Here is a 13,787-nt window from a genome sequence, read left to right as displayed (position 1 = left end):
AAAGTTAAAACTAATGAAAAAAATTACTTTATACTTAACTGCGTTAATATCATTTACTGCATCTTTTGCAGCTAAAGCAGATTGCTTTTTAGTTAAGGAAAATGATAAGCTTATTAAACAAGATGGTGATTGCAAATCACGCTATGCTCCATGTTCTACCTTTAAAATTGTTTTAAGTTTAATGGGTTATGATAACGGATTTTTAATTGATGAAACTCATCCAAAATTACCTTTTAAAGATGGTTATGACGATTATCTTGAAGTTTGGAAACAGCCACATACACCTAAAGACTGGATGAAAAATAGCTGTCTTTGGTATTCACGTCTTATTACTAAAGAATTAGGTTATGAAAAGTTCCATAATTACGTAACAAAATTTAATTATGGTAACCAAGATACTTCAGGAGATAAAGGAAAGAACAATGGTTTAACTAATGTGTGGCTTTCTAGCTCTTTAGAAATTTCACCTGAAGAACAGATTGCTTTCCTACAAAAACTTGCAGCAGCTCAATTACCTGTAAGCCTTAAAGCTCAGGAAATGACCAAAAATATTATGTTTATCGAAGATTTTGCAGATGGATGGAAGCTTTATGCTAAAACAGGGAGCGGAAATCGTCTTAAGAACTATAAAGTTAAAAGATCGTCAAATAGGTTGGTTTATAGGATGGTTACAAAAAGATAACCGCAAAGTTTTCTTTGTACACTTTATTGAAGATAAAGAACATCACGATTCTTATGCAAGTTTTCTCTCTAGAGAGGCTGCAAAAGAGAAGCTAAAAGGATTAATAAGCAAAGAACTGAAATAATTTTAGCTGTGTCATCCCGTGGCTCAAAAAACGTCATTGCGAGGAGCGAAGCTCTGTTGCAATCTCAGGACATTTTCACGAAATTGCCACGCTTCTTTTAGTCGCGTAGCTCATGACGGAAAAACTACAACAATCGAGCATATATGAACAAAACTTCTATAGTTTGGTTACGGCGTAATTTGCGGCTGCATGATAATAAATCATTCGCAGCAGCACTTCGTAATTCTGATAAAATCCTACCAATTTTTATTTTCGATACCACTATTTTAGAAAGGTTTAAAAATCCATATGACAGACGGCTTTCCTTTTTAGCAAACACACTTTGTTTAATTAATGATGAACTTAAAAAGCTAAAAGGGAAGCTGTTAGTATTTCACAGCAACCCTTTAGATATCATTCCAAAACTCGCAGCTACCTTAAAAATTGAAAATATTTATGCTGATGAAGATTATGAGCCAAACAATATAGAACGTGATAAAAAAGTTCAGGAGTTGTTAGGTAATGATTGCACGCTTAATTTATATTGTGATCATTTACTTATAAAGCCTGATAGAGTTTTAACGAAAGATAATAAGCCTTATAAAGTATATACTCCTTATATGCAGGCTTTTCGTAAATTTATAGCGGATAATGGAAGTATATCACATAATAAGCTACTAACAAATTATAGCTATAATTTAGAGGATAAATTATATACACCCAAAAGTATAGAGCTGAAAACTATTGACCTAAATGTAGGGGAATCTGAAGCATTAAAACAAATCGGTTACGTCTATAAAGAAGATGAGCTTTGGCAGCCTAAAAATGCTCAGAATGTTTTAGATAAATTCATCACGAGAAGAATAAATCGTTACAAAATCGATCGGGATTTTTTATATCTTAACGGCACAAGTACCATCTCACCTTATTTAAGGTTTGGGCTTGTATCGATAAGAGAATGTTATCGTAAGGCTTTTAACGCTACCTCAAACCCGGGTAGTATAACGTGGATTAATGAACTAATTTGGCGAGAGTTTTACGCAACTATTCTATATCATTTTCCAAATACTGTTAATGAGGAATTTTTAGAAAAATATAAAAACAAAATACCTTGGAATAATAAGAAAGAGTATTTTGATAAATTCATTAATGCCGAAACTGGTTATCCTATAATTGATGCAGCAGTTAAGCAGCTTGTCGGTGACGGCTGGATGCATAATAGGGCAAGGATGATCGTTGCTAGTTTTTTCAGCAAGAATTTGCTTTTAGACTGGCGGAAAGGCGAAGAGTTTTTCGCTCAGTACCTTATGGATTACGAACTCGCTTCTAATGTCGGCGGATGGCAATGGGCAAGTTCTTGTGGTACTGATGCTCAGCCTTATTTCCGTATTTTTAACCCCTATACTCAAGGGAAAAATTTTGACTCAGATGCTGAGTATATCAAGAAATATTTACCTGCCTTAAAAAATGTCCCACCACATATTATCCACAATATTAATTTCCACAAAATGTATGATCATTACCTAGAACCGATAGTAGATTATGGGCTATCTAGAGCAAGAGCTATTGAGGTATTTAAGGAAATTGGAGGAGTGCGAGAAGATATATCTTTATCAAAAATTGATGAATAATATGAAATTTCGAATGCAAAGTTCGAAATTTCATGATATAATTTTCTTAAAGATCAAATATTGTGATTTATGAAAGCCATTGTTGAACGTCCAAAATATTTAGAAAAAATCAAAACTCAATTTTTAAGTCATAAGATAGTAGCACTTCTAGGTCCAAGACAATGCGGTAAAACCACACTAGCCCGTCAATTTGCTCACGGGCATCAGGACGTACATTTTTTTGACTTAGAAGATATCAGAGATTTAGCAGCGTTAGAGAATCCTTATATAGCACTTGAAAATAAAAAAGGCTTAATTATTATTGATGAAATTCAAAGATTACCAAATTTATTTCCTACGCTGCGAGTTCTAGCCGATAAAAATATAGAACAACAATTTTTAATATTAGGTAGTGCTTCAAGAGATTTAATTAAACAATCCTCAGAAACCCTTGCCGGTAGAATATCCTATATTGAGGTACATCCTTTTTCTTTATTGGAAGTAAATAACATAAAACAATTACATTTATTTGGTGGCTTTCCGAATTGCTACCTTTATCCCGAGACAGGATTTGATTGGCTTGAACAATATATTAGAACTTTTTTAGAACGAGATATTCCAAACCTTGGATTTTTGATTCCGCCAATTACATTACGCCGTTTTTGGACTATGCTTGCTCATTATCATGGAAATATTTTTAATGCTTCTGAAATTGGAAAATCCTTAGGAATCAGTGACCATACTATAAAAAATTATCTGGATATCTTATCCGGTACTTTTATGATACGTCAATTATATCCATGGTTTGAAAATATTTCTAAACGTCAGAAAAAAAGACCTAAAATATATTTTACTGATTCAGGCATATTTCATCATTTAATTGATATTTATTCACAAGAACAATTATTAAAAAATCCAAAACTAGGAGCTAGTTTTGAGGGCTTTGCTTTAGAACAAATAATAAGGCTATTTGATAAACGAAGCGAGGATTGCTATTATTGGGGAATACATCAAGAAGGGGAACTCGATTTATTCATAAAGCATAAAGGTTTAAAGCTAGGCTTTGAGTTTAAGTTTAGCGACGCCCCTACTCTCACTTCCTCTATGCATAAGGCTATACAATATTTAGCACTGGATGAATTATTTGTTATATATCCTGGGACAAAAAAATATCAATTAGCAATTAATATAACTGTTGTACCTATTAAAGATATAATAACGCTTATTTAATTAAAATTATATTGAATTATGTAACAAAACATATAATATAATTAGAAATTTTAAAGACGAGAGGATAATTTATTATAAACTTCGTTACGATTTCTTTTACCAATAGCAAGTACAAGTATTATGATACGATTATCATCTACTTCATATACTAATCGATAACCAACCGACTTTAGCTTTATTTTATATAAGTTATTTCCACCGCTTATTGCGTCTTTGGGTATACCGCAAATACTTCAAAAGTTGGTAAGTCAAATAAGCGGTGAGTCTGCGGAACGTAGATAAACTACGTGAGCAAAGACGAATCCCGAAATTTGGCTTGCCAAATCTTGAAGTATTAAAGGTATATACAAGGAGTTTTAAGTCTTTCCTTTAATTTCTTTTTAAATTGTTCCTTTATGGTAGAATCGAGTTTGTCCCACTCTTTTTTAGCAACAGGGATAAACTCCAGACTATAAGTCATTTATATTAACCTTGATTGCCTTTGATTTATCTTTTAACCTAATTGTAGCAAGTTCTAGTAAATATTGATCATCTAGAGCTTCAATTATTTGTTCATATAGTTTAGCAGGAATTACGTAAGCGGTAGGTTTATTATGATTTAGTAAAGCGACAGGTTTACCATTAGATTTATCAAGTAAAGCAGTAGGACTTTTCTTAAATTCCGATATACTAACTGTTAAATTTGCGTAAATATGCTCCATAATTATAACTATAATAAGCATTTAATTAAGTACTAACTATAGTACATAATTTTGTGTTTATCAAGAATATATTTTTGTTAATTTGGCATTATTAATATAAAATCAGTAGACGAAGCTCTATTTGGAAAATAGTAAAGCATTTTAAAGCTTTTAACCGCAGCGTCTACCTATACTCATAATCCTTATGTAACTTGTTAGCTAGTGCTTGCTCCCAGCGATCACCATTTTGCAGCAATCTTTCTTTATCATAAATAAGGGCAGTATGGGTTAGGCTGGCAAACTCAAAATTAGGACCTTCAACTATTGCATCAACAGGGCATGCTTCTTGGCATAGCCCGCAATAAATACATTTAGTCATATCTATATCATAACGGGTGGTACGTCTACTGCCATCTTCCCGCTCATCTGCTTCAATGACTATTGCCTGTGCCGGACAAATAGCCTCGCAAAGCTTACAAGCGATGCAACGCTCTTCGCCATTCTCATAACGACGCAAAGCATGCTCACCCTTAAACCTTGGGCTAACTGGGCTTTTCTCATAGGGATAATTGATAGTGACTTTAGCTTTGAAGAAATATTTTAAAGTCAAAGCCAAGCCTTTTATTATCTCGTATAGAAAAAAAGATTTTAAATAATTGATCATATTTTATTTTTCAAGCAGACTTTTTAATAATCAAACTCCTATCTCTGTAACTTATATCTTCTTGTTTTGTTACTTGCGAATGATTTGAATAGGTTACCCATTTAGGATTATAATCCTCTACTTCATTACCCCATTGTTTCCAATTCGGTCTTGTACCTCTAGCAAAAAGCTCTAAATAAGGTCCTTTGCTACATTTTTCTATTAATTCATATAATTCATCAGGCTTTCTAGAATGCTCTCGCTTTCTACTACTTATTAAATTAACTTGGCTTCTAGCAGGGGCTAAAGTACGAGCAGTTTTTCCTCGCACACCAAATAAGACTATTTCCGTAACATTGCGAAAATAAAATCCTACCCCTCTACCGTCAGGTCCGCCATCTTTGCGAATTTTAGACCAAATTATATTTGTTTTATAAGTAAAGCCCCACGCTTTCATTACCTCCAACCCTTCTTGAAGCAGAGCATTGGGAACCCATAAATATAAATGTGCTGGCTCAAGAATACAATTTGCTACAGGAATATTTTTTATTTCATCAAGTTTTAATGTGGAGTAGCGATTTAGTCTTTTATGCTCTGGGGCGACCTTACCTGTTCTATTTTCAAATTGCCAAGGAGGATCAGCAAGGATAGTATGAAATTTGCCTTTTACATTATTTTCAAAATCTTCTTTCGCTGTTACGATATTACTCACGACTTAATCCTCTATGTATAATTTGTTAGTAATACCAAAAACTAAAATTGGACAACCTCCCCCACCGCCACCTTCAATTCTTGGAAGTAATTTAGATATATGGGTAGTAGAAGCACCATATGAGCTACTTTTACCGATAGAATTAAATATTTTTTGTAACTCTGTACATCTAGTTATTATAATTCCTATACTTATTGCACGCAAATCAAATAAAAGTCTAAAATTATTTAGATCTCTATCAAAAAAAGGATCTTTATTATTCCATTCAATTTCTAATGCTATTCTATTTTTATAACAATCAACTTTATGGGTCGGAGAGTCTAAAGAATTTTCATCTACTATAACTTTGGTTAAAAACATTTTTTCTTTCCAACCTAATTCTGCAAAAGATTTATCTATTGATTTCGATATTTCAGATTTTTCACCTCCTCCTACAGTAATCCAGCTTTTCTTAAAACGAAAGTCTTTTAGTACCTGTATTATATCACTCCACTCATCAACAAAATCATTTTTTAAAATAGCAATAGCATGTTTCCACTCATGAATTTCATAATGTTCTTTGATAAAATCAGGAAAAAGTTCTTTACCCATAACTGTTAAATACCCGGCAAATTATCAGTATAAATTAATACACTCGACACCAGCACTACCCAAAATAAAGTTAGCGGTAGAAATACTTTCCAGCCTAAACGCATTAACTGATCATAACGATATCGTGGCAGCGTTGCCCTAATCCATAAAAAGCAAAATAGCAAAAATCCAACTTTAAAAACAAACCAAAAGAAACCTGGGACACAATCTAACCATGATATATTAAATGGCGGTAAATACCCCCCTAAAAAGAAAGTGGTAGTCATTGCACTAACTAATATCATATTAGCATACTCACCTAGGAAAAATAAAGCAAAACCCATAGAGGAATATTCGACATTATAACCGGCAACTAGCTCTGATTCTGCTTCCGGTAAATCAAAAGGCAATCTGTTTGTTTCAGCAAGTACTGAGATAAAAAATACCACCCCCATCGGCATTAGCATTAAATCAATCCACCACGGCATAGTTCTCTGTGCTTCAATAATTTGGCTTAAGTTCAGAGTACCGGTAGCAAGTAGCACAGTAATAATAACAAGCCCCATCGATACTTCATAAGAAATCATTTGTGCCGATGAGCGTATAGCTCCAAGAAATGCATATTTTGAGTTGCTAGCCCAGCCGGCAATAATAATGCCGTAAACACTTAAGGAAGAAATAGCAAGAATATATAAGACTCCGACATTAATATCGGCAAGAACTACGCCTTTTGCAAAAGGTATAACTGCCCAACCGATTAAGCTTAATATAAAGGTTATCATCGGTGCTAGGACAAATAATATTTTATCGGCGTTAGTCGGAATGATCGGCTCTTTAAATAATAGCTTTACCGCATCTGCTATAGGCTGCAAAAGCCCAAATGGTCCAACAACATTAGGACCCTTTCTAAGCTGCATAAGCCCGATTACACGACGCTCAGCATATGTTAAATACGCAACGCATAATATTAATGGTATAGTAATCGCCACCACCTTTAAAGCGATTATAATTAACGGAAAAATATATTCAAAAAAGAGTTCTGTCATAATGTTATTTAATTGTCATACAATCGTCATTGCGAGGAGATGCGTAGCAACGACGCGGCAATCTTATGAGGTAGTATATATTCCTGAGATTGCCACACTCGCTTCGCTCGTTCGCAATGACGGTTCAAGTCTTCACGCTGCCTCCTCATCCCTTTTCTGCTTAGCCTTTACGCATCTTGCCATGGTTACAGAATTCTTACTAATAACGTCAGTCATGTAATAATTAATAGGTCTAGAAGTTATAGGCTCTTTTGATAATTTATCTTTAGAACTAAATTTAGCAAACTTATTCTCTATAATTTTACCGATATCAGCAAATACGGGATATTCTTCAGCAAGCTTTGTTCGTACTTCCTGTAAATTACTTGCCCTAATATCCACTTGCAAATAATCAGCCAGCTCCTTAATTATCGCTATATCTTCTTTAGCTTTCCCTACAGGTGATACTGCTTTTTCTGCTATTTGCGGTCTACCCTCTAGATTTACGTAAATTCCACTCTGCTCAGTATAAGCAGCTGATGGTAAAATAACATCGGCTTTCGTAGCACCAATATCCCCATGATGCCCTTGATACACTATAAAAGCTGATTTAAGCTTATCAAAATTAACTTCATCTGCTCCAAGCAAATAAGCAAGTTCTATCTCTTCCAGTTTAGTAGATTCAGTATTAAAACCGATATCAAGCCCACCAACCATCGATGCGTGATTATGAAGTATATTAAAGCCTTTCCAATCATCCCGCGTGATATTATATTTATCGACCATTTTATGGATTAGCGATAATATAGCATATCCGTCATCTCGCCCATAAACACCATCACCTACTATAATCATCGGATATTTTGCTGCTTTTAATTCTTTTGCAAATTTATGCTCATCTAAAGCTAGCTCCTCAAGTATCTTGAGATCGCTTCCTAAATCCTGAATTTTATAGGTTTGGTTATGCCCCTCTCCTATTCTTACTACTTTCAACGAACCTACTCGAACTCTTCCGCCTATTCTACTATTTAAAACTGGTGCTATCTGCCTTGGATTTGCTCCGATTAACAAGCATAAATCGGCTTTTTCAAGCCCTGCAATAGTTGTATTAAATAAGTAATTTCCTCGCTGCGTAGTATCTAATTTATAGTTAAACTGATTAACGCTATAATTATTACAACCGATTTTTTGCAAGAAAGTTTTAAGCATAAACATTGCTTCAACGGAAGCAAGAGTCCCAGCGAAAACAGTAATTTTTTCTGGCTTAATAGATTTAATTTTATCAGCTATTGCTTTTAAAGCTTCATTGAAGCTTGCAGAGACTAATTTACCATTTTTTCTAATATAAGGCTGATCTAAACGCTGATATTTTAAGCCATCATAGCTAAAACGATTTTTATCTGAGAGCCATTCTTCGTTAATTTCCTCATTGACTCTTGGTAATACTCGCATCACTTCGTCACCCCTACTATCAATGCGGATATTCGAACCTTCTGCATCATGCACGCCAATACTAGCAGTATGTCTTAGCTCCCACTTACGAGCTTTAAAGGCATAAGGTTTGGAGTTAAGAGCTCCGACAGGACAAATATCTATCATATTGCCGGAAATTTCAGAATCCAAAGTTTGCTCTAAATAAGAAGTAACTTCCATATGCTCACCACGATGGATAGCCCCCATTTCTTCTATTCCTGCTATATCATTGGCGAATCTAATACATCTAGTACATTGTATACATCTGGTCATCGCTGTTTTAATCAGCGGACCCATATATTTATCTTTAATAGAGCGTTTATTTTCGTGAAATCTATTAGTGCCTTTACCATATCTAAAAGCCTGATCTTGCAGATCACACTCTCCGCCTTGATCACAAATAGGACAATCAATAGGGTGATTAACAAGCAAAAACTCCATCACCCCTTCACGGGCTTTTTTCACCATTGGCGTATCAGTATGAATAACCATACCGTTGCCTACAGGCATTGCACAAGAAGCTATCGGCTTTGGTGATTTTTCCATTTCAACCAAGCACATACGGCAATTACCAGCAATTTTTAAACGCTCATGATAACAAAAATGTGGGATTTCTTTACCGGCTTTTGTGCAAGCTTGATAAACCGTAGTACCTTCTGATACTTCTATTTCTTGACCATCTATCGTAAGTTTTATCATTCTTATTCTCTTCAATAAGAAATTACTTAGGTAATTTCTTATTGTTTTAAAAATTGTACAAATCAAGTTTGAAGCGGTTCTTCACTTGATTTGAAATTATAAATTTTTTAAATCACCACTTTTTAGTAAATTTTACTGAGGTATTCATTTCATAAATTATTGCAATACCGCTACAATTATTTTATCCAGTAAGTCATAGGATTTGGATATGCCTGATCTTCTATCATATATTTAAAGCCGATAGCAACACGCAATATATACCAAACAGCTAAAATAAAATATAACACTACGCCAATAACAATAAACGTAAATATAAAACATACGATCCATCCGAGAACACTAAGGCAGAAAGTACGGAATAAGAATATATAATGACTAGTGGCAAAATTATTGCCTTTATCCTTGTTGAGATATGCAAAAAACACACCTATTAAAGGCAATATCGGTGCTACTATTCCGCATAAATATAATATATACACTACAATTAAATTTTTTTTACCGCTTTCGGTATATTCCTTAAGTTGTTTATCCATATTTTTACCTTTTATTTCTCTATTTCTAATTTCAACTTTTCTATTTCTTCTTTTGAAAGCTTAGTATATTTAATGATTTTTTCTATAGGCTCATTATCTTGTAACATTTCTTTTGCTATCTCTATTTTACCTTCTTCTTTTCCTTCTCTAAACTTACTTTTCTGGTTTAATTCCTCTGTTTGAGCAGCAAGCATCGCTTTAATATAATTGTCATATTCTGCTTCACTCCAATTAAATTGCTCAATAGTCTTATAGGCTGACAATACTATCTTATCCTTGGTATGCTTTGGCGGCTCTTTAGCTTTATCAAATTTAGCCATCATATATAGCCAATCATCTTCTATCGTCTCAAGCTCGTTCGCTTCTTTTGTAAACTTATCAAGCTCCACAAATACATAAGATAAACATTTAAGTTGATTCCTACCATTACCAACATTAATAGTTTGATGATAACTAATACATTCTTTTTCTTCAGGTAATGCCTGAAATCCGGAAGTAATTACTACCATAACTACAGGGGCAAGGTCAGCATATTCTTTTCCTCTTTTTAATTGTGAAGAAAACGCTACACAACCATAAAATTGTACCCTTGCTAAAAAAGCATCAGCATAACCATTCTGCATCTCAACAATATAAATATTGCCAGAATTATCTTTTACTTTAACGTCAACAATACTCCTTTTATTCTGTCCTAAATCCGGCACTTGTTCATTTGAAATATATTCAAGGTCAATAATTCTTAACTCTTCCGGCAACCGCATAATATTATTGAGAAAGCTGATTAACCTTGCTTTATCCGTAAACAGCTTTTTAAAAGCTACATCATTTGTTGGGTCTAAATATCTTTGCATATTACTTTAAATTCTCTACCACAAAATGCATAATACTGCCATGCTTTATATAATTTATCTCATTATCTGTAAATATTTGCAATATTAAATCAATAGTTTGCGTTTCGCCATTCTGTTTTTTTATAATACATTTAACCGGATTATAAGGTTTTATATGTTCGTTTAAACCTATAATATCATTAGATTCTGATCCATCTAATTTTAAATCAAAACGAGTCATATTATTTGTAAAAATTAGCGGTAATACTCCCATACCGACTAAATTTGAACGATGTATTCGCTCAAAACTTTCAGCAATAACAGCTTTAACACCAAGCAACTGCGGACCTTTTGCTGCCCAGTCTCTTGATGAACCACTACCATATTCTTTGCCGGCAAAAATTACCGCAGATACACCATTTGCTTTATAATCCATTGCTGCATCATAAATAGTTTGCTGCATATTTTTTAGCTGGTTTATAGTAAAACCGCCCTCTACTCCTTTGCACATTTCATTTTTTATGCGAATATTGGCAAAAGTACCACGCATCATCACTTCATGGTTTCCTCTGCGTGATCCGTAAGAATTAAAATCAATAGGTGATATTTGATGATCCATTAAATATTTAGCAGCAGGGCTAGTTTTACTTATACTTCCCGCAGGTGAAATATGATCGGTAGTAATAGAATCACCAAAAATTGCTAAAATTCGTGCCGATTTAATATCTTTTATACTATTTTTACTGCCTATATTTTCAAAATAAGGCGGATTGTTAATATAAGTACTGCTTTTATCCCAAGCATAATTAGAGCTACTAGTTACCTCTAAGCTTTGCCATTCTTTTGTTCCGCTAAATATATCGGAATATTTTTCTACAAACATAGATGAATTAATAGAATTTGCAATGACCTTATCTATCTCTTCTTTACTTGGCCAAATATCCTTTAAATAAACATCTCTGCCTTTATCATTTTTTCCTAATGGTTGATTTGTTAGATCAGTATTAAGGCTACCGCTAAGAGCATATGCTACAACTAAAATAGGCGAAGCAAGATAGCTAGCTTTAGTAAGCGGGTTAATTCGCCCTTCGAAATTTCTATTGCCTGATAAAACAGAAGCAACGACTAAGCCGTTTTTGTTGATTGTATCTTCTATTTCTGGGTTTAAAGGTCCTGAATTACCAATGCAAGTAGTACAGCCATAACCGACCAAATTAAATCCTAATTGATCTAAATATTGATTAAGTCCGCTGCTTTTTAAATATTCTGTTACAACTTTCGAGCCAGGAGCAAGCGAAGTTTTAACCCAAGGCTTAACCTTTAATCCCTGCCCTATCGCTTTTTTAGCAAGCAAAGCTGCCCCAATCATCACAGAAGGGTTAGAGGTATTAGTACAGCTAGTAATCGCTGCAATCACCACATCACCATTACCAATTTCGTAATTCTGATTTGCTACAGCATGTTTTGTATCAATACTTATATTATTTGAAGAAAAAGTCGGCAACTCTTTCTTAAAACCACTTGCTACATCACCTAAATTTACACGATCTTGCGGACGTCTTGGACCTGCTAGCGAACTTGTTACTTCAGATAAATCCAGCTCTAAAATATCAGTATATTCTGCTACATGGTCAAAATTGCACCATAAATCTTGAGCTTTGGCATATTCTTCTACTAATTTGATTTGCTCTTTATCTCTACCTGTCAGCTCTAAATATTTGATAGTTTCCTGATCAATCGGGAAAAAACCACAAGTAGCACCATATTCAGGTGCCATATTAGAAATGGTAGCACGATCGGCAATTGTCATAGCTCTAAGCCCTTCGCCATAAAACTCAACAAACTTACCTACTACTTTTTTCTTCCGTAGCATTTCAGTAATCTTTAAGACTAAATCGGTGGCAGTAGCAGTACCTGTTAACTTACCTGTTAGCTTTACGCCGATTACTTCCGGCAGAATCATAGTAAGCGGCTGTCCAAGCATTGCGGCTTCTGCTTCTATACCGCCAACACCCCAACCAAGTACCGATAACCCATTCACCATGGTTGTATGGCTATCTGTACCAACCAAACTATCAGGATAAGCCACACCATTACTATGCCACACGACTTTTGCCAAATACTCTAAATTTACCTGATGGCAAATACCAGTACCCGGCGGAACTACCTTGAAATTATTAAATGCTTGCTGTCCCCACTTCAGAAACTGATAACGCTCTATATTGCGTTTCATTTCCATTGCTACATTTTTGTCAAATGAGCTACCCGACGCATAAGAATCAACACTAACTGAGTGATCTATAACTAAATCAACAGGGATAAGCGGATTGATTTTTAGCGGATCACCACCTATCTTCTTCATCGCATCACGCATAGCAGCAAGATCAACTATAGCCGGCACACCTGTAAAATCCTGCATCAAAACCCTTGTCGGCATAAAATCTATTTCCGCATCAGATTTTTTATTCTTTAGCCATTCTTTGAATACCAGTAAGTTTCGTTTTGAACCGGTACGTAGCACATTCTCAAACAATACTCTCAAACTATAGGGCAGTTTTTTTAAAGGCAAATCGATATCGCTTGCAGCTTTATTTATGTCGTAAATTTTATATGAGATATTATTAACTGATAATTCTTTAAGATATTCTGCATTATGCATCTTTTGCATATTTTCCTCGTTTGATATTCGTTATGATACCACCCTGTGGAGGCATTGTTGCGTAGATCGAGAGTTGTCATTGCGAGCGAATGAAATGAGCGTGGCAATCCAGAGAAAATAATAAAAAATGCTATAAATTAGCATTTTTTAACTGGATTGCTTCGTCAATTACTTTGTAATTTCCTTGCAATGAAAGGGTAAAACCGATCTACGCAACAACGCCCCTCGTGGCTTGTACCTGCGGGGTCTTGTGTCACAGACTGTATTCTAAGATCCCGCGATCAAGTTAGCTAGATGACAGCTTATACTTAACCTTACCCCAAAACGTAGATTTTTAA

At 34.4% G+C, this 13,787-nt stretch carries 12 protein-coding genes and 2 pseudogenes; 4 read left to right on the top strand and 10 right to left on the bottom strand.

What is annotated here, in order from left to right:
* Positions 1-13 precede the first annotated feature (13 nt).
* From blaOXA to AAHF54_RS00480, 3 genes and pseudogenes are all read left to right on the top strand, one after another.
* Positions 14-806, top strand: a pseudogene (blaOXA, locus tag AAHF54_RS00490) (class D beta-lactamase).
* A gap of 143 nt (positions 807-949) precedes the next feature.
* Positions 950-2,416, top strand: coding sequence for a deoxyribodipyrimidine photo-lyase (locus AAHF54_RS00485; protein WP_341788685.1), 1,467 nt, complete (start codon positions 950-952; stop codon positions 2,414-2,416).
* A 69-nt stretch (positions 2,417-2,485) separates the two neighbouring features.
* Positions 2,486-3,625, top strand: coding sequence for an ATP-binding protein (locus AAHF54_RS00480; protein ID WP_341788684.1), 1,140 nt, complete (start codon positions 2,486-2,488; stop codon positions 3,623-3,625).
* Positions 3,626-3,675: 50 nt separating this feature from the next.
* On the opposite strand, the gene AAHF54_RS00475 is transcribed toward AAHF54_RS00480, so the two are convergent.
* Positions 3,676-3,804: a type II toxin-antitoxin system RelE family toxin gene (locus AAHF54_RS00475; RefSeq protein WP_342170246.1), complete on the bottom strand. Its 129-nt coding sequence runs from the start codon at positions 3,802-3,804 to the stop codon at positions 3,676-3,678.
* Between the two features lie 39 nt (positions 3,805-3,843).
* On the opposite strand from AAHF54_RS00475, the pseudogene AAHF54_RS07430 reads away from it, so the two are divergent.
* A pseudogene (locus AAHF54_RS07430) lies at positions 3,844-3,971 on the top strand (palindromic element RPE5 domain-containing protein); the annotation flags it as partial.
* A 103-nt stretch (positions 3,972-4,074) separates the two neighbouring features.
* Here the strand turns inward: AAHF54_RS07430 and AAHF54_RS00470 are convergent.
* The 9 genes from AAHF54_RS00470 to acnA form a co-directional block, all read right to left on the bottom strand.
* The gene (locus AAHF54_RS00470) at positions 4,075-4,326 is read right to left on the bottom strand and encodes a type II toxin-antitoxin system prevent-host-death family antitoxin (RefSeq protein ID WP_341788683.1); all 252 of its coding nucleotides are present in this window, start codon (positions 4,324-4,326) and stop codon (positions 4,075-4,077) included.
* A gap of 163 nt (positions 4,327-4,489) precedes the next feature.
* A complete protein-coding gene (nuoI, locus tag AAHF54_RS00465; RefSeq protein WP_341788682.1) occupies positions 4,490-4,969 on the bottom strand; it encodes an NADH-quinone oxidoreductase subunit NuoI in 480 nt (159 codons plus the stop codon).
* A 10-nt stretch (positions 4,970-4,979) separates the two neighbouring features.
* A complete protein-coding gene (locus tag AAHF54_RS00460) occupies positions 4,980-5,660 on the bottom strand; it encodes an MT-A70 family methyltransferase (protein ID WP_341794746.1) in 681 nt (226 codons plus the stop codon).
* 3 nt (positions 5,661-5,663) lie between these two features.
* Positions 5,664-6,251, bottom strand: coding sequence for a BglII/BstYI family type II restriction endonuclease (locus AAHF54_RS00455; protein WP_342170037.1), 588 nt, complete (start codon positions 6,249-6,251; stop codon positions 5,664-5,666).
* A 5-nt stretch (positions 6,252-6,256) separates the two neighbouring features.
* Complete coding sequence (gene nuoH / locus AAHF54_RS00450) at positions 6,257-7,276, bottom strand: NADH-quinone oxidoreductase subunit NuoH (RefSeq protein WP_341788679.1); 1,020 nt, start codon at positions 7,274-7,276, stop codon at positions 6,257-6,259.
* A 132-nt stretch (positions 7,277-7,408) separates the two neighbouring features.
* On the bottom strand, positions 7,409-9,427 hold the full coding sequence (gene nuoG, locus AAHF54_RS00445; RefSeq protein WP_342170036.1) for an NADH-quinone oxidoreductase subunit NuoG: 2,019 nt from the start codon (positions 9,425-9,427) through the stop codon (positions 7,409-7,411).
* A 176-nt stretch (positions 9,428-9,603) separates the two neighbouring features.
* A complete protein-coding gene (locus tag AAHF54_RS00440; RefSeq protein ID WP_011476796.1) occupies positions 9,604-9,960 on the bottom strand; it encodes a DUF4870 family protein in 357 nt (118 codons plus the stop codon).
* A gap of 11 nt (positions 9,961-9,971) precedes the next feature.
* A complete protein-coding gene (locus AAHF54_RS00435) occupies positions 9,972-10,811 on the bottom strand; it encodes an Rpn family recombination-promoting nuclease/putative transposase (protein WP_341788677.1) in 840 nt (279 codons plus the stop codon).
* 1 nt (position 10,812) lies between these two features.
* Positions 10,813-13,458 (bottom strand): aconitate hydratase AcnA, encoded by a 2,646-nt coding sequence (gene acnA, locus AAHF54_RS00430; protein ID WP_341788676.1) that lies wholly within the window; start codon positions 13,456-13,458, stop codon positions 10,813-10,815.
* Positions 13,459-13,787: the final 329 nt, after the last annotated feature.

The organism is Rickettsia endosymbiont of Seladonia tumulorum (genome assembly GCF_964030815.1).
GTDB lineage: Bacteria > Pseudomonadota > Alphaproteobacteria > Rickettsiales > Rickettsiaceae > Rickettsia.
The sequence above is the reverse complement of the archived record's forward strand: the minus strand, read 5'-3'. Positions and strand labels throughout refer to the sequence as shown.